Annotated in this window: 24 protein-coding genes; 19 read left to right on the top strand and 5 right to left on the bottom strand. The window is 67.5% G+C overall.

All coding sequences use genetic code 11. The features are described from left to right. Positions 1 to 14 precede the first annotated feature (14 nt). The 3 genes from ACVCNR_RS10070 to guaA all read left to right on the top strand — a co-directional run bounded on the left by ACVCNR_RS10070 (position 15) and on the right by guaA (position 2,793). Positions 15 to 473 carry a PaaI family thioesterase gene (locus ACVCNR_RS10070; protein ID WP_447074666.1) on the top strand — a complete coding sequence of 153 codons (459 nt, stop codon included), beginning with the start codon at positions 15 to 17 and terminating at the stop codon, positions 471 to 473. A 26-nt stretch (positions 474 to 499) separates the two neighbouring features. Further along, on the top strand, positions 500 to 1,153 hold the full coding sequence (locus ACVCNR_RS10075; protein ID WP_447074667.1) for a 5'-methylthioadenosine/S-adenosylhomocysteine nucleosidase: 654 nt from the start codon (positions 500 to 502) through the stop codon (positions 1,151 to 1,153). 77 nt (positions 1,154 to 1,230) lie between these two features. Then, on the top strand, positions 1,231 to 2,793 hold the full coding sequence (gene guaA, locus ACVCNR_RS10080; protein ID WP_354193122.1) for a glutamine-hydrolyzing GMP synthase: 1,563 nt from the start codon (positions 1,231 to 1,233) through the stop codon (positions 2,791 to 2,793). Positions 2,794 to 2,823: 30 nt separating this feature from the next. Here the strand turns inward: guaA and ade are convergent, their stop codons facing one another. The 5 genes from ade to ACVCNR_RS10105 form a co-directional block, all read right to left on the bottom strand. Then, positions 2,824 to 4,524 carry an adenine deaminase gene (gene ade / locus ACVCNR_RS10085; RefSeq protein WP_447074669.1) on the bottom strand — a complete coding sequence of 567 codons (1,701 nt, stop codon included), beginning with the start codon at positions 4,522 to 4,524 and terminating at the stop codon, positions 2,824 to 2,826. 94 nt (positions 4,525 to 4,618) lie between these two features. Next, positions 4,619 to 5,092: a nucleoside deaminase gene (locus tag ACVCNR_RS10090; RefSeq protein WP_354193119.1), complete on the bottom strand. Its 474-nt coding sequence runs from the start codon at positions 5,090 to 5,092 to the stop codon at positions 4,619 to 4,621. Positions 5,093 to 5,108: 16 nt separating this feature from the next. Then, positions 5,109 to 5,795, bottom strand: a complete 687-nt coding sequence (locus tag ACVCNR_RS10095; RefSeq protein WP_354193118.1) for an ankyrin repeat domain-containing protein — start codon at positions 5,793 to 5,795, stop codon at positions 5,109 to 5,111. Further along, entirely contained in the window at positions 5,792 to 7,840 is a 2,049-nt protein-coding gene (locus ACVCNR_RS10100; protein WP_447074670.1) for a 3-hydroxyacyl-CoA dehydrogenase NAD-binding domain-containing protein, read from the bottom strand. Before ACVCNR_RS10100 ends, ACVCNR_RS10095 begins: the two co-directional genes overlap by 4 nt. Positions 7,841 to 7,921: 81 nt before the next feature. Next, the gene (locus tag ACVCNR_RS10105) at positions 7,922 to 8,683 is read right to left on the bottom strand and encodes a DeoR/GlpR family DNA-binding transcription regulator (protein WP_354193116.1); all 762 of its coding nucleotides are present in this window, start codon (positions 8,681 to 8,683) and stop codon (positions 7,922 to 7,924) included. Positions 8,684 to 8,847: 164 nt separating this feature from the next. Here ACVCNR_RS10105 and ACVCNR_RS10110 point away from each other — a divergent pair, with 164 nt between their 5' ends. The 16 genes from ACVCNR_RS10110 (at position 8,848) to ACVCNR_RS10185 (ending at position 26,693) form a co-directional block, all read left to right on the top strand. Next, on the top strand, positions 8,848 to 9,753 hold the full coding sequence (locus ACVCNR_RS10110; RefSeq protein ID WP_447074671.1) for a phosphotransferase: 906 nt from the start codon (positions 8,848 to 8,850) through the stop codon (positions 9,751 to 9,753). Next, positions 9,753 to 12,212, top strand: coding sequence for a GcvT family protein (locus ACVCNR_RS10115; RefSeq protein ID WP_447074672.1), 2,460 nt, complete (start codon positions 9,753 to 9,755; stop codon positions 12,210 to 12,212). Before ACVCNR_RS10110 ends, ACVCNR_RS10115 begins: the two co-directional genes overlap by 1 nt. Positions 12,213 to 12,270: 58 nt before the next feature. Next, positions 12,271 to 13,491 (top strand): ethanolamine utilization protein EutH, encoded by a 1,221-nt coding sequence (eutH, locus tag ACVCNR_RS10120; protein ID WP_447074673.1) that lies wholly within the window; start codon positions 12,271 to 12,273, stop codon positions 13,489 to 13,491. A 54-nt stretch (positions 13,492 to 13,545) separates the two neighbouring features. Beyond that, positions 13,546 to 13,740 carry a hypothetical protein gene (locus ACVCNR_RS10125; protein WP_447074675.1) on the top strand — a complete coding sequence of 65 codons (195 nt, stop codon included), beginning with the start codon at positions 13,546 to 13,548 and terminating at the stop codon, positions 13,738 to 13,740. Positions 13,741 to 13,856: 116 nt separating this feature from the next. Next, the gene (locus tag ACVCNR_RS10130; RefSeq protein ID WP_447074677.1) at positions 13,857 to 14,771 is read left to right on the top strand and encodes a metal ABC transporter substrate-binding protein; all 915 of its coding nucleotides are present in this window, start codon (positions 13,857 to 13,859) and stop codon (positions 14,769 to 14,771) included. A gap of 49 nt (positions 14,772 to 14,820) precedes the next feature. Continuing rightward, positions 14,821 to 15,732 (top strand): manganese/iron ABC transporter ATP-binding protein, encoded by a 912-nt coding sequence (locus tag ACVCNR_RS10135; protein WP_447075673.1) that lies wholly within the window; start codon positions 14,821 to 14,823, stop codon positions 15,730 to 15,732. Then, positions 15,729 to 16,589, top strand: a complete 861-nt coding sequence (locus ACVCNR_RS10140) for a metal ABC transporter permease (protein WP_447074679.1) — start codon at positions 15,729 to 15,731, stop codon at positions 16,587 to 16,589. Before ACVCNR_RS10135 ends, ACVCNR_RS10140 begins: the two co-directional genes overlap by 4 nt. After that, positions 16,586 to 17,443 carry a metal ABC transporter permease gene (locus tag ACVCNR_RS10145; RefSeq protein WP_447074681.1) on the top strand — a complete coding sequence of 286 codons (858 nt, stop codon included), beginning with the start codon at positions 16,586 to 16,588 and terminating at the stop codon, positions 17,441 to 17,443. The genes ACVCNR_RS10140 and ACVCNR_RS10145 overlap by 4 nt, the downstream gene beginning before the upstream one ends. A 116-nt stretch (positions 17,444 to 17,559) precedes the next feature. Then, positions 17,560 to 18,954 carry a glycosyltransferase family 4 protein gene (locus ACVCNR_RS10150; protein WP_354193109.1) on the top strand — a complete coding sequence of 465 codons (1,395 nt, stop codon included), beginning with the start codon at positions 17,560 to 17,562 and terminating at the stop codon, positions 18,952 to 18,954. Beyond that, entirely contained in the window at positions 18,951 to 19,868 is a 918-nt protein-coding gene (locus ACVCNR_RS10155) for a glycosyltransferase family 2 protein (protein ID WP_447074682.1), read from the top strand. Before ACVCNR_RS10150 ends, ACVCNR_RS10155 begins: the two co-directional genes overlap by 4 nt. 153 nt (positions 19,869 to 20,021) lie before the next feature. Next, on the top strand, positions 20,022 to 21,512 hold the full coding sequence (locus tag ACVCNR_RS10160; protein WP_447074683.1) for an FGGY-family carbohydrate kinase: 1,491 nt from the start codon (positions 20,022 to 20,024) through the stop codon (positions 21,510 to 21,512). Between the two features lie 202 nt (positions 21,513 to 21,714). Beyond that, a complete protein-coding gene (locus tag ACVCNR_RS10165; RefSeq protein WP_354193104.1) occupies positions 21,715 to 22,452 on the top strand; it encodes an SIS domain-containing protein in 738 nt (245 codons plus the stop codon). 37 nt (positions 22,453 to 22,489) lie between these two features. Further along, positions 22,490 to 23,773 (top strand): ABC transporter substrate-binding protein, encoded by a 1,284-nt coding sequence (locus ACVCNR_RS10170; protein WP_447074684.1) that lies wholly within the window; start codon positions 22,490 to 22,492, stop codon positions 23,771 to 23,773. Between the two features lie 123 nt (positions 23,774 to 23,896). Further along, on the top strand, positions 23,897 to 24,769 hold the full coding sequence (locus tag ACVCNR_RS10175; RefSeq protein WP_447074685.1) for a carbohydrate ABC transporter permease: 873 nt from the start codon (positions 23,897 to 23,899) through the stop codon (positions 24,767 to 24,769). Then, complete coding sequence (locus ACVCNR_RS10180) at positions 24,766 to 25,593, top strand: carbohydrate ABC transporter permease (protein WP_447074686.1); 828 nt, start codon at positions 24,766 to 24,768, stop codon at positions 25,591 to 25,593. Before ACVCNR_RS10175 ends, ACVCNR_RS10180 begins: the two co-directional genes overlap by 4 nt. 14 nt (positions 25,594 to 25,607) lie before the next feature. Continuing rightward, complete coding sequence (locus ACVCNR_RS10185) at positions 25,608 to 26,693, top strand: ABC transporter ATP-binding protein (protein WP_447074688.1); 1,086 nt, start codon at positions 25,608 to 25,610, stop codon at positions 26,691 to 26,693. Positions 26,694 to 26,706 lie beyond the last annotated feature (13 nt).

Genomic DNA, 26,706 nt, shown 5'->3' on the forward strand with positions numbered 1-26,706 from the left:
CGGAGAATAAGGCGATGGCAGCCAAGATCGTGCCGCCCCCCGACTATGAAGAGCGCGTCAGGGCCTCCTTCGCGCGGCAGCGGGCCATGGCCACCATCGGCGCCGAACTGACGCTGGTGACGCCCGGCATCGTCGAGATCGAAATGCCCTATGATGCGCGGCTTGCCCAGCAGCACGGCTTCCTCCATGCCGGGGTGATTTCCACGGCGCTGGATTCGGCCTGCGGCTATGCCGCCTATTCGCTGATGCCGGAAAGCACCGGCGTGCTGACCATCGAGTTCAAGGTCAACCTTCTGGCTCCCGGCAAGGGCGAGCGCTTCCTGTTCCGGGGTTCCGTCACCAAGCCCGGCCGCACCATCACCGTGGCCGACGGCCAGGCCTATGCCTATGGCGTCGACGGCGAGGCGCGGCTGATCGCCACCATGACCGGCACCATGATGACGGTGGCCGGCCGGGACGGGATCGAGGGGTGAGAAGCCGGTTCGCAAAGGGTGAGACCATGAGCACCCGACCGACAGATCACACGACCGCATTCGCTGGCCGGCGGGTGCTGTTCGTCATGGCGGCCGAGGCCGAATACGGGCCGGCGCTCAAGAAGCTGTTCAGGCCGTTCATGACCGGCGTCGGCCCGGTCGAGGCAGGCGTGCGGTTGGGGGCGGAACTGGCGAGGCTGGACGCCTCGGGCGCCCTTCCCGACCTCGTCGTCTCGCTGGGATCGGCCGGTTCGCGCAAGCTGGAGCAGGCTGAAGTCTATCAGGCGGTCTCGGTGTCCTATCGCGACATGGACGCTTCGCCGCTCGGCTTCGTCCGGGGCGTCACGCCCTTCCTCGGTCTTCCCGCCACGCTGCCCCTGCCCTTGCGCATACCGGGCGTGAAGGAGGCGACCCTATCGACCGGCGCGGCGATCGTTTCGGGCGCGGCCTATGACGGCATCGCCGAGGACATGGTCGACATGGAAACCTATGCCTGCCTGCGCGCCTGCCAGATGTTCGGCGTGCCGCTGGCAGCGCTGCGCGGCATTTCCGACGGCGCGGCCGAACTGAAGCATGTTGATGACTGGACCGCCTATCTCCATATCGTCGACGAAAGGCTTGGCCAGGCGGTCGAACTGCTGGAAAGCGCGCTGCGCGACGGGGCGCTGCCTTTCGGCTAGGCTCCGCCCCCGGTGGCCGCCAGACCGCGGAATACAAACCCATTGCGCCGACGGACGTTCTTCTTTAAAGGCCCGACATGACGACGAACCACCACTCCGACACCATCCTCATCATCGATTTCGGCAGCCAGGTCACGCAGCTCATCGCCAGGCGTGTGCGCGAGGCCGGCGCCTATTGCGAGATCGTGCCCTTCCAGTCCGCGGCGGAAGCCTTCGCGCGCATCAAGCCCAGGGGCGTCATCCTCTCCGGCAGCCCGCATTCGGCCATCGACATCGGCAGCCCGCGCGCGCCGCAGGAAGTGTTCGAGGCCGGCATTCCGGTGCTCGGCATCTGCTATGGCGAGCAGACCATGTGCGCCCAGCTCGGCGGCCAGGTCGAGGCCGGCCATGAGCGCGAGTTCGGCCGCGCCTTCCTCGAGATCGAGGCCGATTGCGCCCTCTTCGACGATGTCTGGGCCAGGGGCACCCGCCATCAGGTGTGGATGAGCCATGGCGACCGCGTCACCGCCCTGCCCGAAGGCTTCAAGGTCGTCGGCACCTCGCGCGGCGCGCCGTTCGCCGCCATCGCCGACGAGAAGCGCCGCTTCTATGCCGTGCAGTTCCATCCCGAAGTGGTGCACACGCCGGACGGCGCCCGCCTGCTCGCCAATTTCGTGCGCAATATCGTGGGCGTAAAGGGCGAATGGACCATGTCCGCCTATCGCCAGCAGGCGGTGGAGGCGATCCGCAAGCAGGTCGGCGACAAGAAGGTGATCTGCGCGCTTTCGGGCGGCGTCGATTCTTCGGTGGCGGCGCTGCTGGTCCATGAGGCGGTCGGTGAGCAACTCACCTGTATCCTCGTCGACCATGGCCTGATGCGCAAGAACGAGGCCGCCGACGTGGTGGCCATGTTCCGCCAGCATTACAACCTGCCGCTCATTCTGGTCGACGCCTCCGACCGCTTCATCTCGGCGCTGGAGGGCGAGACCGACCCGGAGACCAAGCGCAAGACCATCGGCCGCCTGTTCATCGAGGTGTTCGAGGAGGAGGCGAAGAAGCTCGGCGGCGCCGATTTCCTCGCCCAGGGCACGCTCTATCCGGACGTCATCGAAAGCGTGTCCTTCACCGGCGGGCCTTCGGTCACCATCAAGTCGCACCACAATGTCGGTGGCCTGCCGGAGCGCATGAACATGCAGCTCGTCGAACCGCTGCGCGAACTGTTCAAGGACGAGGTGCGCGTGCTCGGCAAGGAGCTCGGCCTGCCGGAAAGCTTCATCGGCCGCCACCCCTTCCCCGGCCCCGGCCTCGCCATCCGCTGCCCCGGCGGCGTGACCCGCGAGAAGCTGGAGATTTTGCGTGAGGCCGACGCCGTCTATCTGGACGAGATCCGCAAGGCCGGCCTCTACGACGCCATCTGGCAGGCCTTCGCCGTGCTGCTTCCGGTCCAGACGGTGGGCGTGATGGGCGACGGGCGCACCTACGAATATGTCTGCGCGCTGCGCGCCGTCACCTCGGTCGACGGCATGACCGCCGACTTCTACCACTACGACATGAGCTTCCTCGGCAACGCCGCCACCCGCATCATCAACGAGGTCCGCGGCATCAACCGCGTCGTCTACGACGTGACCTCGAAGCCCCCCGGCACCATCGAGTGGGAATGATTCAGGCCCAATCCGGCCGACGCATATGGCCTACGTGCCGATCAGTTCGAAACGGTCGACGTCGACGAGCCCCTTATCGGTGATCTTCAGGTGCGGGATCACCGGCAGGGCGATGAAGGCGAGTTGCAGGAACGGCTCCTCCAGCGTCGAGCCGAGTTCGAAGGCGGCGGCGCGCAGTGTCTTCAGTTCCTCGCGCACCGTCTCGTAGCCGGCGAGGCTCATGAGCCCGGCGACGGGCAGGGCGAGTTCGGCCAGGACCTTGCCGTCGCGCACCACCACGAAGCCGCCCTCGATCTCGCCCAGCCGGTTGGCGGCCAGCGCCATGTCCGCGTCGGAGCAGCCGACGATGCAGATGTTGTGGCTGTCATGGCTGACGGTCGAGGCGATGGCGCCGGCCTTGAGGCCGAAGCCGTGCACGAAGCCGGTGGCGATGTTGCCGCTTCGGCCATGGCGCTCGACCACCGCGACCTTGACCACGTCATTGGCGAGATCGATCCCGACGCCGTTTTCTCCGACAGGCAGGTCGAATTCGAGGTCGCGGGTGATGATCTGGCCCGGAACGATGCCGATGGTACGGGTGCGGCCGCTGTTGGAACGGGCGCGGAAATCCGCTTCCGCCACCTGTCTTGCCTTGACGCTTCCACGCCCGACCGGGGCGACCGGCTTGCGGGCGGCGAAGAGGTCGTCGCAGACGATGCGGCCGGCCGCCAGCACCATTTCGGCGCGGCAGTCCTCCAGCGTGTCGAGCACCACGAGGTCGGCGCGCCAGCCCGGCGCCACCAGCCCGCGATCCTTGAGGCCGAAGGCGCGCGCCCCGGAGATCGAGGCGGCGCGGTAGATGGCCAGCGGCTCGACGCCGGCGGCGATGGCGGTGCGGATCATGTGATCGAGATGGCCCTGGTCGGCGATGTCGAGCGGGTTGCGGTCGTCGGTGCACAGCGCGATGAAGGGCGAGTTGCGCTCGGTGATGACCGGCATCAGTGCGGCGAGATCCTTCGACACCGAGCCTTCGCGCACCAGCACATGCATGCCCTTGCGCAGCTTTTCCAGCGCCTCCTCGGCCGTGGTCGTCTCATGGTCGGTGCGGATTTCGGCGGCGAGATAGCCGTTGAGGTCGTAGCCGCGCAGCAGCGGCGCATGGCCATCTATGTGGCGGCCTTGAAAAGCCTCCAGCTTGGCCATGCACTCCGGGTCCTTGGCCAGCACGCCTGGAAAGTTCATGAATTCGGCCAGTCCGATCACCTTGGGGTGGTCGGCAAAGGGCAGCAGGTCATGGACGGTGAGTTCCGCGCCGGAGGTTTCCAGATGGGTCGCCGGCACGCAGCTCGAAAGCTGCACGCGGATGTCCATCACCGTCTCGGCGACGCTGTCGAGGAAATAGGTGATGCCGTCCAGCCCCAGCACATTGGCGATCTCGTGCGGATCGCAGATCGCCGTGGTGATGCCGCGCGGCAGAACGCAGCGGTCGAACTCATGCGGCGTGACCAGCGAGGATTCGATGTGCAGATGGGTGTCGATGAAGCCGGGCACGACGATGCGGCCGGAAATGTCGATTTCCTTCGCGCCATCGTAGTCGGCACAGGTGCCGACGATGCGCTCGCCGCAGATGGCGATGTCGCTCTCGACCAGCGCGCCGGTGACGAGGTCGAGGAAGCGGCCGCCCTTGAGCACCAGGTCGGCGGGTGCGCGCCCGGTGCCCTGATCGATCATCCGCTCCAGCTTGGTGGCCATCCGTTCCTGCTCCCTGCTCGTTGCAGCCCGAGGTTAGCATTTTGCGGCCGGGTGGGAACATCGGCGGCTGTGGATATGCCCCGGGCTCCGAGGTTCAGCCGCAGCGGACCTGCCGGCTGCTCCAGTCGTCATAGAGGTCGGTGCGCGTCTCGAGGCGGGTCGGCACGTGGCGGATGGTCATCGACTGTTCGGGGAAGGGTTTGCGCAGCTCCGCATAGATGTCGGCGGTGGACAGGTTGAAGGGCGCGCCGTCCTCGTTGGAATAGGCGTAGGCGACCTCGCCCACCCCGGCCAGCCGCATGGCGGCCAGGCACATCGGGCACGGGTGGCCGCTGGCATAGACGGCGCTGCCTTTGAGCGCCTCCGGCCCGTGCGTGCGGGCGGCGGCGCGGATGGCCAGAAGCTCGGCATGATCGGTCACGTCGCGGCTGAGATGCGTCTCGTTGACGGCGGTGGCGATCACCTCGCCCGCGCGCACCACGACGGCGCCGAAGGGGCGCCCGCCCGCCTCGACATTGGCATGGGCAAGCTCGATCGCCTGGCACAGGAAGCGGTTCGCATCGCTCATCGGGTTCTCCCTTTCCTTATCGGGCGCCGGCGGCGGCAAGAATCCGCTCGATTTCGCCATAGCCGGCGCTGCGGGCATGCTGGAGCGGCGTCACGCCGTTCCCGTCCGCCAGATTCACGTCGGCGCCGGCCTTGACCAGCTGCTCGACGATCTGCCGGTGCCGGGGGCCGCCGTCGCCGAGGATGATCGCCTCCAGCAGCGCGGTCCAGTTCAGCCTGTTGACGTGGTCGACATCGACGCCGGCCTCGATCAGCGTGCGCACCGTCTCGACATGGCCGCGTTCCGAGGCCGGGATGAGCGCCGTGCCGCCATAGCGGTTGGTGCTTTTCAGGTCGGCACCGTGCGCCAGCGTCAGCTTGAGGATTTCGAGATGCCCGCGCGCCCCGGCATAGAGATAGGGGCTGTCGTCGATCCCGTCCTTGGCGTTGACGTTGGCGCCGGCTTCGATGAGGACGCGGGCGGCCTCGACCGCATTGGCGTGGGTGGCGAGCAGAAGGGCGGTGCGCCCCTCGCCGTCCCTTGCGTCGATATCGGCGCCGGCGGCCAGCAGCTCGCGGACGGCCTCGGCATCGTCCCGGGCGGCGGCGGTGAAAAGCGCGGTGTCCTGCATGGATTGTCCCCGGGCGGCGAGCGGCGCGGCCATGACGCCGATGAAAAGCGTTGCAACGATGGCGATGACGGTTCGCATTTCTGTCCCGTTCATTTCTTCCCGACCATCTCGCCCAGCCGTTCGAACGGGCGCAGCGACGCGTCGCCGGTTTGTTCGGCATAGGCGTCGAGCCGCTCGGCGATGAGGTCGGGGCCGACCTCGCCGGCATAGTGCATCGGGCCACCCAGCCCGCGCGGCCAATTGTACCCGTGCAGCCAGATCACGTCGATGTCGGAGGCGCGCGCGGCGATGCCTTCGGCCAGGATGCGCGCGCCCTCGTCGATCATCGGGTAGACCAGGCGTTCCAGAACCTCCTGGTCGTCGAGGATGCGGCGCGCCACGCCCTCGCGAGCCGAGACCGCTTCCATCAGCTTCAGCGCCTCCGGGTCCTCCACGCCCTGCCGGGCGCCTTGCGGATAGGCGTAGTAGCCGGCGCCGGTCTTCTGGCCGAAGCGGCCCGCCTCGCACAGCGCATCGGCGACCGGCGCGCGCCGGCCCGTCGCCTTGCGCATGCGCCAGCTTATGTCGAGCCCCGCCATGTCGCCCATGGCGCAGGGGCCCATGCGGAAGCCGAAGCGGGTCAGCACCGCGTCGATCTGCGCCGGGGTCGCTCCTTCCAGCAGCATGCGGTCGACCTGCTCGGAGCGGCGCGCCAGCATGCGGTTGCCGACGAAGCCGTGACATACGCCCACCACCACCGGCAGCTTGCCGAGCGCCCGTGCGGCGGCAAGCGTGCGCGCCAGCGCCTCGGGCGAAGTCTTGCCGGTGCGCACCACCTCGACCAGCCGCATGACATTGGCCGGGCTGAAGAAATGCATGCCCAGCACCTGTTGCGGCCGGGCCGTGAAGCCGGCGATCGCCTCGACATCGAGATAGGAGGTGTTGGTGGCCAGCACCGCATCGGGCCTGGCGACCGCATCGAGCCGGCCGAAAATATCGCGCTTCACCCCCATGTCCTCGAAGGCGGCCTCGATGACGAGATCGGCGCCCGCGGCATGGTCGAGCCCGGCCTTGAAGGAAATCCGCGCCATGCGCTGCGTCTTGTCCTCGGCGCTGAGGCTGCCGCGCCTGACCGATATGTCATAGGTCGCGCCGACCCGTTCCTGCGCCCGCGCGGCGCCCTCCTCATCGGTCTCGATCAGGGTCACCGGAAAGCCGGCATTGGCGAACGACATGGCGATGCCGCTGCCCATGGTGCCGCCGCCGATGACGGCGACCGTCTCGATGGGCTTTTCCGGCTTGGGGGAAACGCCCTCGACATGGGCGCTGCGGCGCTCGGCGAAGAAGGCGTAGCGCAGCGCTTTCGAGCGCGCGCCCTGCCGCAGCTTCTGGAACAGGGCCTGCTCCTCGCGGCAGGCGGCGGCAAAGTCGGTGCCGAAACTGTTGCGGATGCTGGCGATTATGGCCGCGATCTCGTCGGCGTCCTCGTGCTTGTTCACCAGCACCGCGGCCTTTTCCTCGAAGCCGGGCAACTCGCCCGCGTCCATGCCCCTGGCGCTGAGGCGCCGCCTGCCCTCGCCGGCGACCTGGCGGGCCAAAGCGGCCGCTTCCGCCAGCAGGTCCTGCGGAGTGGCGATGCGGTCGGCGATGCCCAGCGCCAGCGCCTCCTCGGCCTTGCGCGGCTCGCCGCCGGTCATCATCTCCAGCGCGGCGGCAGCCCCGATCAGGCGCGGCAGCCTTTGCGTGCCGCCGGCCCCCGGCAGCAGGCCGAGCTTGACCTCCGGCAGGCCGAAACCGGCCGAAGGGGTGGCGATGCGGGCATCGCAGGCCAGCGCCAGTTCGCAGCCGCCGCCGAGCGCGGCGCCGCCGACAGCGGCCACCACCGGCTTGGCCAGCGTATCCATGAAGGCGAGCAGGTCGGGCAGCAGCGGTGCCCGCGGCGGCTGGTCGAATTCGGAAATGTCGGCGCCGGCGCAGAACACCTTGCCGTTGGCGGCCAGAACGATGGCACGGATGGCGTCGTCCCGGTCGGCTTCGTGAAAGGCACCCTGCAAGGCCGATCGCACCGCGTGGGAGAGCGCGTTGACGGGCGCGTTGTTCAGCGTGACCACCGCCACATCATCCTGCCGGCCGACCTTGACGACATCCATTGCGCTCATCCTCTTCTCCCATGCATCTCATCGACATGCCTTCCGCTACACGCTTTCGGCCGCGATGGCGATGTTTTGACGCAATTCTGTCTAGGCGCAGACCTTGACCGCGACCTCGGCCCGGGCGAGCGCATCGGCCAGATCGTCCGGCGGCGCGCGGTTGACGACCAGTTCGTCGAAATCCGAAAGCGCGCAGACCCGCACCAGCCCCTTCTGGCCGAACTTGGAGGCGTCGGTGACGACGACGCGCCTGCGCCCGCGCGCCAGCACCGCCTGCCCGAACTGCGCTTCCTCGAGATCGTAATCCATCACCCCGGTGGCGGCGTTGACCGCGCCGGCCGAGATGACGGCGTGGTCGACGCTGAAGCGGTTGACGAACTCGATGGCCGAGAAGCCGAGCGCCGCGCCGCTGTCGCTGCGCAGTTCGCCGCCGGCCATATAGACCTTGTTGCCGTTGATGGTCGCCAGCGTGCGGGCGATGTCGGATGAATTGGTCACCACCGTCAGCCGCCGGTGGCCGAGCAGGGCGCGGGCCAGGATGCTGGTCGTGGTGCCGGTGTCGAGCATGATCGATTCGCCGTCGCGGATGGTCGCGGCGGCAAGCCGGGCGATGGCCTCCTTGGCCTGCCGGTTCTCGCGCATGCGGCGCTCGAACGGCGCTTCGCTGATGGCCGAGGGCAGGCCGACCGCGCCATGCATGCGCACGATGTCGCCGCGCCCGGCCAGCGCCTTGATGTCGCGCCGCACGGTCTCGACCGACACGTCGAGGCGCTGGGCCAGTTCGCCGACCCCTATGGTGCCTTCGTCGTTGAGAAGGCTGAGGATGCGGCCGTGGCGGGGGGAGTAGTCCATCTTGCTGAGCCTCGTTGAGCGTGACCGTTTTTTACGGTTCATGACCGGTTATTAAGTTAGAATCGTGCAACTCCGGTCAAAAATCCACATTTTCCTGTTGACTTAATGAGCCGTCGAACCGATCCTTCGACAAAACAAGGCAGCCGAAGGTTGCGGGAGGAAATATGGCGGTGGTCCGGGAAATCACGGCCGTGCGATCCGGGCGGATCGCGGCTTTGCCCATCTGGAAGGGCTCTATCGCTATCGAGCCGCTGATGGGCGGCATCAGCAACGAGAGCTGGCTGGTCACCGACGACGCCGGCGGGCATGTGGTCCGCTTCGGCCAGGATTATCCGTTCCATCACGTGCTGCGCGACCGCGAGCTGATGACGGCGCGCGCCGCCGAGAGGGCGGGCTTCGCGCCGGAAGTGGAACATGCCGAGCCCGGCGTCATGGTCTGCCGTTATCTGCGCGCCAGGACTTTTGCAGAGGCTGATGTGCGCGCCAATATCGGGCGCGTGGCCGAGATCGTGCGCGGCTTCCACGAGAAGATGCCGCACCATGTCTCGGGCCCGGGCTTCATGTTCTGGCCGTTCCATGTGGTGCGTGACTATGCGCGCACGCTGGACGAGGGTGGGAGCCGCATGGCGGAGCATTTGCCGACCTATCTGGCAATGGCGGATGAGCTTGAAGCCGCACAGATACCGCTTCCCATCGTCTTCGGCCACAACGACCTTCTGCCCGCCAACCTGCTCGATGACGGCAGGCGCCTGTGGCTGATCGATTTCGAATATGCGGGCTTCTCCACCGCCATGTTCGACCTTGCCGGGCTTTCCTCCAATGCCGGCTTCTCGCCGGAGGAATCGGAAGCACTGCTCGGCGCCTATTTCGGCCATGCGCCGGACGAGGGGCTGAGGCGCTCGCTGGCCGCCATGCAATGCGCCTCGCTGCTGCGCGAGGCCATGTGGAGCATGGTGTCGGAGCTTTATCTCGATGCGCCGGGCACCGACTACGTCGCCTATACGGCGGAAAACCTCAAGCGGCTCGACGCCGCGCTCGACGCCTATCGCACCCAATATGGACGCGCCTGATGGTCAATTCCCTGCCTTCCCATGCCCGGATCATCGTCATCGGCGGCGGCATCATCGGCTGCTCAACGGCCTATCATCTGGCTCGCGATCACAAGGCCGACGTGATCCTGCTGGAGCAGGGCAAGCTCACCTCGGGCTCGACATGGCACGCGGCGGGGCTGGTGGGGCAACTGCGCTCCTCCGCCTCCATCACCCGCGTGCTGAAATATTCGGTCGAGCTCTACAAGAAGCTGCATGAGGAAACCGGCCTCGAGACCGGCTGGAAGATGACCGGCTGCCTGCGGCTCGCCACCAACGAAGACCGCTGGACCGAGTTTCGACGGCTGGCCACCACGGCGCGCAGCTTCGGCATGGACATGCACCTGATCTCGCCCGACGAGGTCAAGCGCATGTGGCCGCTGATGGATACGTCCGACCTGATCGGCGCGTCCTGGCTGCCGACCGACGGGCAGGCCAGCCCTTCCGACATCACCCAGTCGCTGGCCAAGGGCGCGCGCATGCATGGCGCGAAGCTGTTCGAGGGCGTGCGCGTCACCGGCTTCGTCATGGACGGCAACCGCATCACGGCGGTGGAAACCGACCACGGCCGCATCGGCTGCGAGACGGTGGTCAATTGCGGCGGCCAGTGGGCCCGCCAGATCGGTGCGATGGCGAATGTTTCCGTGCCGCTGCAACCGGTGAAGCACCAATATATCGTCACCGAGAAGATCGACGGCCTTTCGCCCGACACGCCGACGGTGCGCGACCCCGACCGGCGCATCTATTTCAAGGAGGAAGTCGGCGGCCTGGTCATGGGCGGCTACGAGCCGAACCCGCAAAGCTGGGTTACCGGCCTGCCCGGCGGCGACGTGCCCGACCGGTGGGAATTCCAGCTCTTCGACGACGACTACGATCATTTCGAGCAGCACATGGAGCAGGCCATCGCCCGTGTGCCGGCGCTGGCCGAGAGCGGCGTCAAGCAGATGATCAACGGTCCAGAGAGCTTCACGCCGGACGGCAATTTCATCCTCGGCCGCGCGCCCGAATGCGCCAACATGTTCGTCGGCGCCGGCTTCAACGCCTTCGGCATCGCCTCCGGCGGCGGCGCTGGCTGGGTGCTGGCCGAATGGGTGGTTCGCGGGGAAGCCCCGCTCGACCTGTGGGTGGTCGACATCCGCCGCTTCTCCGGTCTGCACCGCGACCGCGCCTGGGTCGAGGAGCGCACGCTGGAAGCCTATGGCAAGCACTACACCGTCGCCTTCCCGCATGAGGAGTATGAGAGCGGCCGCCCGCGCATCGTCTCGCCGCTCTACGAGCGCCTGAAAAAGCATCGCGCCGTGTTCGGCTCCAAGCTCGGCTGGGAGCGCCCGAACTGGTTCGCCCCGGAGGACATGGAGCCGAAGGACGTCTATTCGATGGGCCGCCAGAACTGGTTCGGCCCTTTGGGCGAAGAACACAGGGCCGTGCGCGAAAAAGTCGGCCTGTTCGACCAGTCGTCCTTCGCCAAGTTCGAGGTGAAGGGCAGGGATGCGGCCGCTGCACTTGAGCTGATCTGCGCCAACGCTGTCGCCAGAGAGCCGGGGCGCCTGACCTATACGCAGATCCTCAACACGCGCGGCGGCATCGAATGCGACCTCACCGTCGCGCGACTGGCGGAAGACCGCTTCTACATCGTCACCGGCACCGGCTCGCGCACCCATGATTTTGCGTGGATCGAGGAGCATCTGCCAGCGGGCGCGGATGCCCGCATCGTCGATGTCACCGAGGACCACGGCACGCTGTCGCTGATGGGGCCGGCGGCGCGGTCGGTGCTGGAGAAGGTGACCGATGCGGAGGTCTCCAATGCCGCCTTCCCCTTCGGCCGGGTGCGGGAGATCGGGATCGCCGGCCACAAGGTGCGGGCGCTGCGCGTCACCTATGTCGGGGAGCCGGGCTGGGAACTGCATGTGCCCATCGCCGGCACCGGTGAGGTGTTTGATGCGCTGATGGCGGCGGGCCGGCCGCACGGCATCCGCCCGACCGGCTACCGGGCCATCGAATCGCTGCGGCTGGAAAAGGGTTACCGCGCCTGGGGCTCGGACATCACGCCCAACGACAACCCGTTCGAGGCCGGCCTCGGCTGGGCGGTGAAGCTGAAGAAGGGCACTGAGTTCATTGGCCGCGAGGCGTGCGCGGCCGCAGCCGGCAAGCCGCTGCCGAAGCGCCTGGCCTGCTTCACCACGCAGGACCCGGAGGTGGTGCTGCTCGGCCGCGAGACCATCCTGCGCGATGGCGAGCCGGTCGGCTACCTGACCAGCGGCGGCTTCGGCTACACGGTTGGCCTGCCCATCGGCTACGGCTATGTGCGCAACGCGGCCGGCGTGGACGATGCATTCCTGTCGTCCGGCACTTACGAACTCATCGTGGCGAACGAGCGCTTCGCCGCCACGATCCACGTGGCGCCGCTCTACGATCCGCAAGGGGAACGCGTGAAAGCCTGATCGGGAAGGGCGTCGATAAAGTCTGCCGGCGCGCACGCGCCACTGGGAGGTAAGGCAAATGGCTTCAATCGGAACTTTCGTCATCTACATCATCATGGCGTGCGCCGTCGCCGGCGCCATCGCCTCGATCCGCAACCCGGAAACCGGGCTCGGCAAGGAATTCATCGAGGGCCTGCATTCCATCGGCCCGATCTTCATTCCGGTGGCCGGCATCATGGCCGCCATCCCCTACCTGTCCGAGTTCATCCGCATCGCGGTCGGGCCGCTGTTCGCCATGATCGGGGCCGATCCCTCGATCGCGGCGACCACGGTGATCGCCGTCGACATGGGCGGTTACCAGCTTGCCGACACGCTGGCCGGTTCGCGCGACGCCTGGATGATCGCCACCATCGTCGGCTTCACGTCCGGCGCCACCATCATCTTCTCGATTCCCGTGGGTCTGGCGATGCTCGCCAAATCCGATCACAAATACATGGCGCTCGGCATCATGTCGGGCATCCTCAGCGTGCCCATCGGCGTGTTCATCGCCTGCGCCATCATCGCGCTGGCCGGCCTCGACATCCGGCCCGAGGTCTCGACCACGGCCGAGGCCACCCACCAGATCGCGCTGACCATCGGCGACATATTGCGCAATCTTTTGCCGCTGATCGTGTTCTGCGTGGCCATCGCGCTCGGCCTGCGCTTCGCGCCGGATGCCATGATCGCCGGCTTCCTGTGGTTCGGCCGCATCATGTATGCCGGCATCACCCTGGTGCTGGTCGCTTCAATAGTCGAATATTTCACCGGCTTCTTCAGCACCGTGTTCGGCTCCTGGGGCTTCGACCCGATCATCGCCGACGAGCAGGACCAGTTCCGGGCGCTGGAGATCGCCGGCTATATCGGCATCATGCTGGCCGGCGCCTTCCCCATGGTCTATCTGCTGACCAAATATCTTGCCGGGCCGATGCAGGTGATCGGGGCGCGCATCGGCGTGTCGCCGGAAGGGGCGGCCGGGCTGCTGGCCGCCAGCGCCAACATCCTCGCCATGTACCGGCTGGTCGGCAAGATGCAGCCGCGCGACAAGGTGCTGGCCATCGCCTTTGCCGTGTGCGCGGCCTTCACCTTCGGCGACCATCTGGCCTTCTCGGCCAATTTCCAGCCGACGATGATCCTGCCGCTGATGCTGGGCAAGCTGCTGGGCGGTGCGGCCGGCTTCATGCTGGCGGTGTGGCTGTCGGTGCCGAAGGCCGAGGAACTGGCGGTGCTCGAGGCGAAAGCCAGTCCGGTTCCGGCGGAATAGGGCGGCGCGACTGCCGCATCCGGCCTTGGGCGAAGTGAGAACAGGCGGCGGGGCATGGTCCCGCCGCTTTGCCGGTTCCTGCCCTGGCTTTGTGAGCGGGAAGGGGTGGCGCGCCTGAAAGGGGGCCGTTTGCAGCTCGCAACCGGCACGAAAGCGGCGCTGAAGCGCCGGGGGAGGGCGGATATCGCAATGTTTCTGTTCCCGCCTCATCAGGAAATTTTCGCCGTCAATATTGCAATTCATTCTTAAAAGCATATTAAGTACGAAGGCCACCTGCCGGAAACCTGTCGCAGATGAACGCGACCACGGCCCGGCGGTGCGCGCTAAGATTGCAAACAAGACACAGTCGCAAGAAGGAAGCCCATATGTTCGACCTGCCGAGGCGCGCGGTTCTCACGTCCATGGTGAGCGGCGCCCTTGCCGCCCTTATTGTGGCCCTGCCGGCCCAGGCGGCCGAGAAGTTCAAGGCCGTCACCACCTTCACCGTCATTGCCGACATGGCGCAGAATGTCGCCGGCGATGCGGCCATCGTGGAATCGATCACCAAGCCGGGCGCCGAGATCCACAACTACCAGCCGACGCCGGGCGACATCCAGCGCGCGCAGGGCGCCCAGCTCATCCTGTGGAACGGGCTGAACCTCGAACTGTGGTTCGAGAAATTCTTCCGGAACCTGCAGGATGTGCCCGGCGTGGTGGTGTCGGAGGGCATCGAGCCGATGGGCATTTCCGAAGGGCCTTACACGGGCAAGCCCAATCCGCATGCCTGGATGTCGCCGACCTCGGCGCTCATCTATGTCGACAACATCCGCGATGCCTTCGTGAAATACGACCCGGAGAACGCCGAGGCCTACAAGGCCAATGCGGAAGCCTACAAGGCGAAGATCACCGCCGCGATCGCGCCGATCAAGGCCGAGCTCGACGCGGTGCCGCAGGACAAGCGCTGGCTGGTGTCGAGCGAGGGCGCCTTCTCCTATCTCGCCCGCGACTTCGGCCTGAAGGAGCTTTACCTGTGGCCGATCAACGCCGACCAGCAGGGCACGCCGCAGCAGGTGCGCAAGGTCATCGACGCGGTGCGGGAGAACGGCATCACCGTGGTGTTCTCCGAAAGCACCATTTCCGACAAGCCGGCCAAGCAGGTCGCCCGCGAGACAGGCGCCCGATATGGCGGTGTGCTCTATGTGGACTCGCTGACCGAGGCGGACGGTCCCGTGCCGACCTATATCGACCTGTTGCGGGTGACGTCCGACACCATCGCCAAGGGCCTGGCGCAGGCGGATTGATCCCAAGGGAAATGACACCGTGACAACCCATGTGAAAAGCCCCGGCCATGTGAAGACCCCTCGCCGCCCCGCATCGGAAGATGCGGGGCCGGGTGACGCCGGATCGGGCATCGCGGTCAGGGGCGCGACCGTCACCTACCGCAACGGCCACACCGCCTTGTGCGATGCCGGTTTCGAGATCCCCACCGGCACCATCGCCGCCCTCGTCGGCGTCAACGGCTCCGGCAAATCGACCCTGTTCAAGGCGATCATGGGCTTCGTGCGGCTGGCCAGGGGCGAGATTTCGGTGCTCGGCATGCCGGTGAAGCAGGCACTGCGCCGCAACCTCGTCGCCTATGTGCCGCAGGCCGAGGAGGTCGACTGGAATTTCCCCGTGCTGGTCGAGGACGTGGTGATGATGGGCCGCTACGGCCATATGGGCATGATGCGCATTCCGCGCCGCGCCGATCATGAGGCGGTGGCCGCCGCCCTTGCCCGCGTCAACATGGGCGATTTCCGCAAGCGCCAGATCGGCGAGCTTTCCGGCGGCCAAAAGAAGCGCGTCTTCCTTGCCCGCGCGCTGGCGCAGGACAGCCGCGTCATCCTGCTCGACGAGCCGTTCACCGGCGTCGACGTCAAGACCGAGGAGCAGATCATCGCCCTTTTGCGCGAGTTGCGCGACGAGGGCAGGGTGATGCTGGTCTCCACCCACAATCTGGGCTCGGTGCCGGAATTCTGCGACCGCACCGTGCTCATCAAGGGCACGGTCCTGGCCTATGGCCTGACGCAGGACGTGTTCACCCAGGCCAATCTGGAGCGCGCCTTCGGCGGCGTGCTGCGCCATTTCGTGCTCGGCGGGGCCGGCCTGCACGAGGATGACGACCGCCGCCGGCTCTCGGTCATTACCGACGACGAGCGGCCGCTGGTCTTCTACGGCGAGAAGGACGCCATGGAGCACAAGCTCAGCGGGGGGCGCAAATGAGCCTGCTGCTCGAGCCCTTTTCCTACCATTACATGGTCAACGCCATGTGGGTGTCGGCGCTGGTCGGCGGCGTCTGCGCCTTCCTGTCCTGCTATCTCATGCTCAAGGGCTGGTCGCTGATCGGCGACGCGCTCTCGCACTCCATCGTTCCGGGCGTGGCCGGCGCCTACATGCTCGGCCTGCCGTTCTCGATCGGGGCCTTCTTCTCGGGCGGTCTCGCCGCCGCCGCCATGCTGTTCCTCAACCAGCGCACCCGGCTGAAGGAAGACGCCATCATCGGCCTGATCTTCTCCTCCTTCTTCGGGCTCGGCCTGTTCATGGTGTCGATCTCGCCGACGTCCGTGTCCATCCAGACCATCGTGCTCGGCAACATCCTCGCCATCACGCCGGAAGACACGCTCCAGCTCGCCATCATCGGCTTCGTGTCGCTGGCCGTCCTGCTGGCGAAGTGGAAGGACCTGATGGTCACCTTCTTCGACGAGAGCCACGCCCGCACCATCGGCCTCAACCCGACGCTGCTCAAGATCGTGTTCTTCACCCTGTTGTCGGCCTCGACCGTCGCGGCCTTGCAGACGGTGGGCGCCTTTCTGGTCATCTGCATGGTGGTGACGCCCGGCGCCACCGCCTATCTGCTCACCGACCGCTTCCCGCGCCTTCTGGTGCTGGCCGTGGCCATCGGCGCGGTGACCAGCTTCACCGGCGCCTATGCCAGCTATTTCCTCGACGGCGCCACCGGCGGCATCATCGTGGTGTTGCAGACGGCGGTGTTCCTCGCCGCCTTCGTCTTCGCCCCCAAGCACGGCATGCTGGCCGCCCGCCGCCGCGCGGCAGAGGCAATGCAGGAGGCCGCGCCATGAGCTTCCTCGAAACGCTCGCCTCGCCCTTCCAGTTCGACTTCATGGTCAACGCCCTGATCATCTCGGTGCTGGTGGCGATTCCCATGGCGCTCCTGTCCTGCTTCCTCGTGCTGAAGGGCTGGTCGCTGATGGGCGACGCCATCAGCCACGCCGTGTTCCCGGGCGTGGTGATCGCCTATATCGTCGGCTTTCCCTATGCCATCGGTGCCTTCGTGGCCGGCATGTTCTGCGCCGTCGCCACCGGCTTCCTGAAGGACAACAGCCGCATCAAGCAGGATACGGTGATGGGCATCGTCTTTTCCGGCATGTTCGGGCTGGGACTGGTGCTCTACGTCAAGATCCAGTCGGACGTGCATCTCGACCACATATTGTTCGGCGACATGCTGGGCGTGTCGTGGAACGACATCGCCATGTCGGCCGTCATCGCCGCCGTCACCGCCGGCATCGTCGCGCTGAAGTGGCGGGATTTCCTGCTGCATGCCTTCGATCCGGCGCAGGCTCAGGCTGTGGGCCTCAGGGTCGGCCTGCTGCACTACGGCCTGCTGGCGCTGATCTCGCTGACCATCGTCGGCGCCCTGCAGGCGGTCGGCATCATCCTGGCCATCGCCATGCTGATCGCGCCCGGCGCCATCGCCTTCCTGCTGGCGCGCACCTTCGCCGGCATGATGCTGGTGTCGCTCCTCGTGGCGGTGGCTTCGTCGTTCCTCGGCGTCTACGCCGCCTTCTTCATCGACAGCGCGCCGGCGCCCACCATCGTGCTGTTGATGAGCTGCATGTTCCTTGCCGCCTTCGTCCGTGCCACGCGCAAGGCGGCACGGCTCCAGTCGCAGGAAGCGGCATCCCCGGGAATCTGATGGATCGCCATGCCGGCCATGGCGGTTGCGTCCGGCCCCGCCAGCCGTTACCCATGCCGCGATGAATCGTCAGCATACGGACCCCATGAGCTTGCCGCGAGCGGAAAAGCCCTGACATGACAGAGCCGCGATCGCATCCCCTGGCGGGGGGTGAGCGGGAAGAGGAGGCGGCGGAACGGCACATGCCCGGCGCCGGCGGCGGCTCTGCGCCCCGGGCCCTGCGCATCTGGGTGGTTCGCGACATGGAGCCGCTGCCCACCGATGACGGCGACCGCCGGCTGATGCGCTGCGCCATGCTGTGCAATGCGCTGGCCGGGCGGGGCCACGAGGTGGTGTGGTTCACCTCCAGCTTCGACCATTACGCCAAGCGCCAGCGCACGCGCCGCAGCGAAACCCACCGGATCGCGGACAATTACCGCATCGAGGTCCTGCATGCGCCGGGCTACCGCCACAACATCAGCCCGTTCAGGGTGTGGCACAACCGCGTCTTCGCCCGTGCCTTCCGCGCCGCTGCGGAGCGGGCCACCGAGCGTCCCGACATCATCGTCGCCGACCTGCCGACCACGGAGGCGGCCGAGGCCGCCATGCGTCTGGCCCGGCAATGGAACCTGCCCTCGCTTCTGTCCATCCGCGACCTGTGGCCGGATTTCTTCAGCGACTTCCTGCCGCCCGCGGTGCGACCGCTGACCCGGTTCGCCCTGGCTGGCTTCGAGCGCCAGGCCGCCTATGCCTGCCGCCATGCCACGGCGATCATCGGCATCTCGCCGCGCTATCTGGAGTGGGGGCTGGCCAAAGGCGGCCGCGCCGGCAGCGCGCTCGATGCGGTCGTTCCCCTCGGCTACCAGCCTGCCCCGGTGCCCGACGGCGACCGCGCGAACCTGCTGCGGCAGTTGGGGGCCGATCCGGCACGGCCGCTGGTCAGCTTCGTCGGCAACTGGGGCGCGACCTACGATCTCGACACGGTGGTCGAGGCGGCGGCGCGGCTCGAAGGCCGCAGCGATGCCCTGTTCGTGCTGGCCGGCGACGGCCATGAACGGGAGCGCCTGCTCAAGCGCATCGATATCCTGTCGAACGTGGTGGCGCCCGGCTGGCTCTCGGCCGGCGAGATCGCCCTGCTTCTCGATGCGAGCGCCATCGGCCTGATGCCCTACAGGCAGGGCGCGCCGCAGGGCCTGCCCAACAAGATCTTCGAATACATGGCCTATGGCGCCTTCCAGATATCGACGCTTCAGGGCGAGGCGGCCGAACTTCTGGCCCGCCTCGGCGCCGGCCGCACGGTGGCCGCCGGCGACGGCGAGGCCATGGCGGCGGCGATCGGGGAGGTGCTGGCCCAAGACGCCGATACCGGTCGCGTCGGCATCGACCGCTCCCGCATACGGGACCAGTTCCTTGCCCGCTACAGTGCCTCGGCCATCTATGCGGACCTGTCCCGGCGCATAGAAGACCTTGCCGGCAGCGCCGCGCCGGGCGGACATGAAGACGGGCTCGAAACGGAGCATGACAGCCGATGACACGCCCAGCGCAGCCAGGCCCGACCGCCCAAGCCATGCCGGACGATGCGGGCGCCTTGTTCTCCGTCATCGTGCCGGTCTACATGCAATGGCATCTGGTGCCGGCGCTGCTTGAGCGCCTGGAGCGGCAGACCCTGCCGGCGGCGCGCTTCGAGGTGATCCTCGTCGATAACGGCTCGCCGGAATTCGCGCCGCCCGACCATCTGCCGGCCAATGCGCGCATCCTGCGCTGCGACACGCCCGGCTCCTATGCCGCGCGCAATCTCGGCGCATCGCAGGCGAAAGGCGACTGGCTGGTGTTCACCGACGGCGATTGCCTGCCGGCCCCGGGCTGGCTCGCAGGGCTGGACCGGGCCGCCGCCGATACGAACGGCGATGCGCTGATCGCCGGGGCGGTCATGGTCGTGGCGCAATCGGCCCGGCCGGGCGCGGCCGAGATCTATGATGTCGTCAAGGGCATCCCACAGCAGCGTTATGTGGGGCGCGGCTATGCCGCCACGGCCAATCTCGCCGTGCCGATGCCGGTGTTCAGGAAGCTCGGCGGCTTCGACAGCAAGCGCTTCTCTGGGGGCGACGCGGATCTGTGCCGCCGGGCGGTCGCCGCCGGCCATGCGCTGATCTACGCAGCCGATATGCGCGTCGACCATCCCGCCCGCACCACATGGCAGGAGATCGCCACCAAGGCGCGCCGCATCAAGGGCGGCCAGCTCAGGGCCGGATCGGCGTCGCGGCGGCTGATGTGGCTGCTGCGCACGCTGGTGCCGCCGCTGCGCGGCGCGTGGGCGTTCCTGCGCGACCGCCGCCATCCCCTGCGCTACAGGCTCGTCGCCATCCTCGTCCTGATGCGCTTGTGGATGGTCGAGTTGGTGGAAGCCTTGCAGCTGGTGGCGGGCCGCACGCCCGAACGGCGCTGACCCCGCCTTGCCGGGCTGCGTTCCCCTTCGCCTCGAAATGCTTTATTTCCCGAATGCTTTTCAAAAGTCCCTTGAAACGCGGGCGACAGGCGTGACTTCCATATCTCATCGCGAACGGTCCGGCGGGCAGGCCGCGGCCGGGAGAAAACCGTCATGAGCGACCTGTTCCTCGGCATCGATGCCGGCTCCTCGGTGACCAAGGCGGCGGTGTTCGACGCCGCCGGCCGCCAGCTTGGCGCCGGCGGCCATCGCATCCGCCTGCTGCGGCCGCAGCCGGGCTGGTCGGAGATCGATCCGGATGCGGCCTGGCAGGCGGCGGTGGCGGCGATCCGCGCCGCATTGCAGGATGCCGGCGTGACCGGCAGGGATATTGCAGTGGTCGGCCTGTCGGCGGCCATGGTCGGCCTGTGGCTGGTCGATGCCGAGGGCCGGGCGCTGCGCCCCGGCATCATCTGGGAGGACAGCCGCGCGCAGGACCTCCTCGACCGGCGTGCGGCGGAAATCCCGGATCTCTACCGGCGCGTCTTCCTGTCGAACGGCTGCGTGCTGCAGCAGGGCTGCACCCTGCCGCTGCTGATGTGGATGAAGGAATACGAGCCGGACGTGTTGGCGCGCGCCGCCCATGCCTTCAGCTACAAGGATTTCCTGCGCCTGAAACTGACCGGCCGCGTCGCGGCCGACCGCACCGAGGCTGCCGTGGCCCCCGGAAGCGCCGCCCGGCGCGACCGCAGCGCCGAAATGCTGGACCTGTTCGGCGTCTCCGATCTGGCGCCGAAACTGCCGGCGGTGCGCGACTCCGAAACGGTCGGCGGGGACATAACCCCGGAATCCGCCGCAGCGACCGGGCTGGCGGCCGGCACACCCGTTGCCATAGGCGCGGGCGACGTGCCGGCGACGGTGACCGGAGCCGGCGCCTTGCAGCCCGGCATGGCGCTGGCCGTGCTCGGCACCACCTGCATGGTCGGCGTGGTGCATGACCGGCCGGTGTTCACGCCGCCCGATCTCGGCCTGCTCTTCACCCTGCCAGGCAGCGGCTGGTATCGCGCCATGGTCAATGTCGCCGGCACGCTCAATCTCGACTGGGCGGTGGCGACGCTGCTGCCCGACCTTGCCGGTGCGCCCGACCTCTATGCCCGCATGGAGGCGATGATCGCGCCGGTGCCGGTGGGCAGCGAAGGCGTGGTCTACCTGCCCTATCTCAGCGAAAGCGGCATCATCGCGCCGGTGGTCGACCGCGCGGCGCGCGCCGGCTTCCACGGGCTGACGCCCCGGCACGGCCGCCCGCATATGCTGCGCGCCGTCTATGAGGGCGTGGTGCTGGCGCTGCGCGACCTGTTCCGGGAACTGGAGGGGGCGGGAGGCGAGATCCTGCTGACCGGCGGCGGCGCCCGCAGCCCGATGTGGAGCCAGATGATCGCCGATGCGCTGGGCGTCACCGTGCTGGTGCCGGCCGGCACCGAGTTCGGCGCCCGCGGCGCCGCCCTGCTGGCGGCCACTTCGGTTGGCCGCTTCGCCAGCGTGGAGGAGGCTTCGGTCTCCACCCGCGCCATTCAGCGCCGGCATGAGCCGGACAGGGCGGCCGCGCCGCAATGGGACCGCGCTTTCGCCGCCTACCGCGCCCATCGCGACAAAGTGCTGGGATAAGGAAGCCGCCGCACTTTACAGCGCCGGGCAGAGTGGTACATACCACTTACATACCTGGAGCATACCGGCCGATGATGCAGCATGCCGAACCGCCGCTTGCCATCCTGCTCCGCCCGCCCGAATATGCGCGGGCCGGCCGCCATGGATGCGGCCCGGCGATGCAGCCCATAGTGACTTTCCGGAACAAGGCCAGGAACCAGGCATGACCAAGACGCCCACCGCCGCCGCCTATCTGACCGAGCTTGCCGAGCGCACCGCCAGGCTGATGGAGCTGAACGGAGATGCGATCGCCGCCGCCGCCGATGCGGTGGAGCGCACGGCGCGCGCCGACGGGCTGGTCTACATCTTCGGCACCGGCCACAGCCACACCATGGCCGAGGAGGCGCATTACCGCGCCGGCGGGCTGGCGCTGACCGTGCCGATCCTGTCGACGCCGCTGATGGTGCATGAGGGCGCGGTGGCCAGCACCGCGTTCGAGCGCATGCCGGGCATGGTGGCGCCGGTGCTGCGCCGCTATCCGATCGGCCCCAGCGATGTCCTCATCATCGTCTCCAACAGCGGCGTCAACGCCGCCACCGTCGAGGCGGCCGAGGCCGGCAAGGCCAAGGGCGCCACCGTCATCGCCATCACCTCGCAGGACTATTCCCGGCAGGCGGCGCGCGGCCGCACCCGGGTCGCCGACGTTGCCGACATCGTGCTCGACAATGGCGCACCGCCCGGCGACGCCATCATGAGCGTGCCGGGCTCGCAACTGCGCGTCGGGCCGATCTCGACCTCGATCGGCGCGGCGCTGATGAACGCGGTGTTTGCCGAGGCCGCGGTGCGCCTGCAATCCTCGGGCGCCGCCGCTCCCATCTATCTCAGCGCCAACATGCCGGGCGCGGCAGAGGTCAATGAAGGGCTGGTGGCCCGCTACCGGCCCCGCAACCCGCATCTTTGAGCAAGCCGGCCACGGCCGGGTCAATGGGAGAATTGTCATGAAGCCAACCGGACTTTCCCTTCTTGCCGGCTTCGCCGCCCTGCTTCTGGCCGGCACGGCGCAGGCCGAGACCGTCAAGCTCACGCTCTGGCACATGGAGCAGCCGCCGCATCGCGTGCAGCGCGTGCAGGAGCTGCTGGACGAGTTCAACAAGGCCCATCCCGACATCCAGGTCAGCCAGGAACCGCAGAGCTGGGGCGAGGTCTATGCCAAGGCGCCGGCGGCCTTCGCGGCGGGCACGGGGCCGGATATCCTGTTCACCATCCCCGACTTCACCACCGTCATCAAGGGCATCGACGCGGTCGTCCCGGTGGACGATCTGGTCAAGGAGCTGGACGGCAAGCACGGCTTCATCGAGGCGGCGCTGAAGCCCTACCAGTATGACGACCATGTCTGGGCGGTGCCGGCCTACAACATGGCGCTGTCGCTGTGGTATCGCAACAGCGTCTTCAAGGAGGCCGGCATCGAGGTGCCGAAGACCTGGAGCGAATGGCAGGCGGCGGCCGAGAAACTGTCCGTGGACGGGCGCTACGGCATCGGCCTGCCGGCCAACAAGCAGCTCTACACCGACCAGACCGTCTACACCTTCATGGTCAATGCCGGCGCAGCCGACATCTACAAGGACGACGGCAGCGTCGATTTCGACAAGCCGGCCACCGTCGAGGCCTATGATTTCTACAGCAAGCTGGCCAAGCTCTCGCCCGCCGACAACGGGTCGTGGACCTGGGGCGAGGCGGAAGCCTGCTTCGCCTCCGACACCTGCGGCATGATCCTGCAGTTCAGCGTCATCAACACCTATGACACGCAGGCCGAGGGCGATGCCGCCGACCTCGCCGTCGCGGCCGTGCCGCATGCCGAGAGCCAGGGCGGACCCGGCACCATCTCCTATCCCAACGCGCTGATGGTCACCACCAAGGACGAGGCCCGCCAGAAGGCGGCCGGAACCTTCATCGCCTGGCTGCTGGAGCCGGAAAACTACGGCCGCTTCCTCAACATGGAGCCGGGCCTGTTCCTGCCGGTGACCGGCGACGGCGCCAAGGCCGACTCGTTCTGGAACGATCCGGTCGTGACCAAGTACAAGGCGCAGGTCGAGACGATGATCGCCAATTCGCATGGCGGCAAGCTGTTCGGCTTTACCACCGGCAAGGTGTTCCCCTCGATCGGCGCCATCTCGGCGCAGAACGTCATCGCCGAAACCCTGCAGCAGATCGTCGTCGACGGCCAGAGCCCGGCCGATGCGGTCAAGGCCGGCCAGGCGAAGATGAGCGACATCGCCCGCTAGAGCATCGGACCGAAAGGTGGAATCCGGTTTTCGGAAAATCCGATGCTCAAACAGAAGGACAGATCGTAACGCGTCCGATAGGACGCATGGCGATCTGGAACTGTGCGGCGGACGGCGCGGACGATGAAGAACACCACGCTTGCGTTCCTCTTCGTCTCGCCCGCCATGCTGTTCCTGCTCGCCGTGCTCGGCTGGCCGCTGGTGCAGGCGCTGCTGCTCAGCTTCCAGAATGTCGGGGTGATCGGCTCGCAGGGGCGTTTCGTCGGCCTCGCCAACTATGCGGCGGTGCTGGGCGGCGCCGGCTTCTGGCGCGCGCTCGGCCGCAGCGTGGTATGGGTGCTGGGCAACGCCGTCGTGCAGACCGCGCTGGCGCTGGTGACGGCGCTGGTTCTCAACCAGCGTTTCCCCAGCGTGCGCGTCGCCCGCGTGTGGATCATCCTGACCTGGATCGTGCCGACGGTGGTGGTGGTCATCATCTGGCGCTGGCTGCTCTCCACCTCGGGCGGCATGATCAACCCGCTGCTCATCCAGGCCGGCGTGATCGAGCGGCCGGTCGGCTTCTTCGCCACCCGCGAGAGCGCCATGACCACGCTGATCCTCATCAATTCCTGGCGCTGGTTTCCCTTCACGGCGCTGATGATGCTGGCCGGCCTCACCCGCATCCCCGGCGACCTCTACGAGGCGGCGCGCATCGACGGCGCCGGCGCGTGGCAGCGCTTCCGGCGCATCACCTGGCCGCTGCTGCAGCCGTCGCTGCTGGTGCTGGGCGTGGTCGGCACGCTGCTCTCCTTCAACGTGTTCGACATCATCTGGCTGCTCACCGCCGGCGGGCCGGCCGGCGCCAGCACCACCTTGCCGGTGCTGATCTACGAGACCGCCTTCAAGGGCTACAGGCTGAGCGAGGCGGCCACCGTCTCGGTGCTGACCAGCATCCTGTTGATGGGCTTCGCCTTCCTCACCACCCGCGTCATGACCGCGACGGAGCCGGCCCGATGAGGCGGAGCCGGCGGCAGGCAGCGGCGCTCTATGGCAGCCTTGCCTTCATCGCGCTGATCATCGGCCTGCCGTTCTGGTGGGTGGTCACCGGCTCGATCAAGCTGCCGCGCGAGATCATCCAGCGCCAGCCCACCATGGTGCCGCATTCCTTCACCCTCCGGCATTTCGAGAAGCTGCTGCAGGCGTCCGACTTCCCGGTCTATCTCGTCAACAGCCTGGCGGTGGCGCTGTTCTCCACCGCCTTCACCGTGCTTCTCGCCCTGCCGGCCGCCTATGCCTTTTTCCGCATGGAGTTCCCGGGTCGCGCCGCGCTCTACCGGGTGATCCTGCTGGCCTACGCCTTTCCGGGCGTCGTCGTGCTCATCCCGCTCTACGGCCTGTTCGCCCGCGTCGGCCTGATCGACAACCGCGCGGCGCTGGTCATCGTCAATGTGGCGCTGGCGCTGCCCTTCTCGATCTGGATGATGCGCTCCTTCCTCGCCACCGTGCCGCGCGAGATCGAGGAGGCGGCCGTGGTCGACGGCGCGCCGCCGCTCACCATCCTGGTGCGCATCCTCATGCCGCTGATCGCGCCCGGCATCGCCAGCGTGGCGATCTTCGCCTTCATCTCGTCCTGGACCGAATATCTGTTCGCCTCGGTGCTGATCGTGTCCGATGCGCGGCGCACCATCCCGGTCGGCTTCGCCGGCATCATCGGCCAGTACCAGATCGACTGGGGCCTGCTGCTGGCCGGCGCCACCGCCGCCATCATCCCCGTCGTTGTCCTTTTCGCCCTCGTCGGGCGCTGGTTCGTCGCCGGCCTGACCGAAGGCGCGGTGAAATAGCATAGGAGAAACATATGGCCGGCCTGTCGCTCAAATCGGTGAAGAAGCGCTTCGGCGAGACGGAAGTGATCCGTGGCGTCGATCTCGACGTGACCGATGGCGAGTTCGTCGTCTTCGTCGGCCCGTCGGGCTGCGGCAAGTCCACTCTGTTGCGCATGATCGCCGGGCTGGAGAGCACCTCGGAAGGCCGCATCGAGATCGGCGGACGCGACGTCACCGGCGAGGACCCGGCCAGGCGCGGCATCGCCATGGTGTTCCAGACCTATGCGCTCTATCCGCACATGACGGTGGCGGCCAATATGGGCTTTCCACTGGAAATGGCGAAGCGGCCGAAGGCGGAGATCGAGCGCAAGGTGGCCGAGGCGGCGAAGATCCTGCATCTGGAGCCCTATCTGAAGCGCAAGCCGCGCGAGCTTTCCGGCGGCCAGCGCCAGCGCGTCGCCATCGGCCGCGCCATCGTGCGCCAGCCCGGCGTGTTCCTGTTCGACGAGCCGCTGTCCAATCTCGACGCGGAGCTGCGCGTGCAGATGCGCATCGAGATCGCGCGCCTGCACCAGCAGCTCGGCACGACCATGATCTACGTCACCCACGATCAGGTCGAGGCGATGACGCTGGCCAGCCGCATCGTCGTGCTGCGCGCCGGGCGCATCGAGCAGGTCGGCGCGCCGCTCGATCTCTACGAGAACCCCGACAACAGTTTCGTCGCCGGTTTCATCGGCTCGCCGCGCATGAATTTCATTCCCGCGACAGTGGAAGCGGTGGAGGGCGGTAAGGCGGTCGTCTCGGCACCGGAAGCCGGACTTTCGGGGCTCGCCGTGGCGACGCGGGGCGAACTGCCGAAGCCGGGCGCAAAGGTCAGCCTCGGCCTCCGGCCGGAGCATTTCGTGCCAGCGGAAGGTGCCGCGGCCGCACTCACCGGCCTGGTGACGCTGATGGAGCGGCTGGGAGGCGTCTCCTACGCCCATGCCCAGCTCGGTAATGGCGAGAGCCTCACCGTCGAAAGCCGCGATGCGCGCAGCTTCGCCGCCGGCGACGAGGCCCGCTTCGGCATCGATCCGGCGCGCGCCTTCCTGTTCGACGAGGACGGCCGCAGGCTCTGAACCCCGGCCGGGC

The organism is Aquamicrobium terrae, assembly GCF_052978165.1.

Coding starts and splice junctions, on each gene's coding strand:
- ACVCNR_RS10070 (WP_447074666.1), top strand. CDS start 15: ATGGCAGCCAAGATCGTGCCGCCCCCCGACTATGAAGAGCGCGTCAGG.
- ACVCNR_RS10075 (WP_447074667.1), top strand. CDS start 500: ATGAGCACCCGACCGACAGATCACACGACCGCATTCGCTGGCCGGCGG.
- guaA (WP_354193122.1), top strand. CDS start 1,231: ATGACGACGAACCACCACTCCGACACCATCCTCATCATCGATTTCGGC.
- ade (WP_447074669.1), bottom strand. CDS start 4,524: ATGGCCACCAAGCTGGAGCGGATGATCGATCAGGGCACCGGGCGCGCA.
- ACVCNR_RS10090 (WP_354193119.1), bottom strand. CDS start 5,092: ATGAGCGATGCGAACCGCTTCCTGTGCCAGGCGATCGAGCTTGCCCAT.
- ACVCNR_RS10095 (WP_354193118.1), bottom strand. CDS start 5,795: ATGAACGGGACAGAAATGCGAACCGTCATCGCCATCGTTGCAACGCTT.
- ACVCNR_RS10100 (WP_447074670.1), bottom strand. CDS start 7,840: ATGAGCGCAATGGATGTCGTCAAGGTCGGCCGGCAGGATGATGTGGCG.
- ACVCNR_RS10105 (WP_354193116.1), bottom strand. CDS start 8,683: ATGGACTACTCCCCCCGCCACGGCCGCATCCTCAGCCTTCTCAACGAC.
- ACVCNR_RS10110 (WP_447074671.1), top strand. CDS start 8,848: ATGGCGGTGGTCCGGGAAATCACGGCCGTGCGATCCGGGCGGATCGCG.
- ACVCNR_RS10115 (WP_447074672.1), top strand. CDS start 9,753: ATGGTCAATTCCCTGCCTTCCCATGCCCGGATCATCGTCATCGGCGGC.
- eutH (WP_447074673.1), top strand. CDS start 12,271: ATGGCTTCAATCGGAACTTTCGTCATCTACATCATCATGGCGTGCGCC.
- ACVCNR_RS10125 (WP_447074675.1), top strand. CDS start 13,546: ATGGTCCCGCCGCTTTGCCGGTTCCTGCCCTGGCTTTGTGAGCGGGAA.
- ACVCNR_RS10130 (WP_447074677.1), top strand. CDS start 13,857: ATGTTCGACCTGCCGAGGCGCGCGGTTCTCACGTCCATGGTGAGCGGC.
- ACVCNR_RS10140 (WP_447074679.1), top strand. CDS start 15,729: ATGAGCCTGCTGCTCGAGCCCTTTTCCTACCATTACATGGTCAACGCC.
- ACVCNR_RS10145 (WP_447074681.1), top strand. CDS start 16,586: ATGAGCTTCCTCGAAACGCTCGCCTCGCCCTTCCAGTTCGACTTCATG.
- ACVCNR_RS10150 (WP_354193109.1), top strand. CDS start 17,560: ATGACAGAGCCGCGATCGCATCCCCTGGCGGGGGGTGAGCGGGAAGAG.
- ACVCNR_RS10155 (WP_447074682.1), top strand. CDS start 18,951: ATGACACGCCCAGCGCAGCCAGGCCCGACCGCCCAAGCCATGCCGGAC.
- ACVCNR_RS10160 (WP_447074683.1), top strand. CDS start 20,022: ATGAGCGACCTGTTCCTCGGCATCGATGCCGGCTCCTCGGTGACCAAG.
- ACVCNR_RS10165 (WP_354193104.1), top strand. CDS start 21,715: ATGACCAAGACGCCCACCGCCGCCGCCTATCTGACCGAGCTTGCCGAG.
- ACVCNR_RS10170 (WP_447074684.1), top strand. CDS start 22,490: ATGAAGCCAACCGGACTTTCCCTTCTTGCCGGCTTCGCCGCCCTGCTT.
- ACVCNR_RS10175 (WP_447074685.1), top strand. CDS start 23,897: ATGAAGAACACCACGCTTGCGTTCCTCTTCGTCTCGCCCGCCATGCTG.
- ACVCNR_RS10180 (WP_447074686.1), top strand. CDS start 24,766: ATGAGGCGGAGCCGGCGGCAGGCAGCGGCGCTCTATGGCAGCCTTGCC.
- ACVCNR_RS10185 (WP_447074688.1), top strand. CDS start 25,608: ATGGCCGGCCTGTCGCTCAAATCGGTGAAGAAGCGCTTCGGCGAGACG.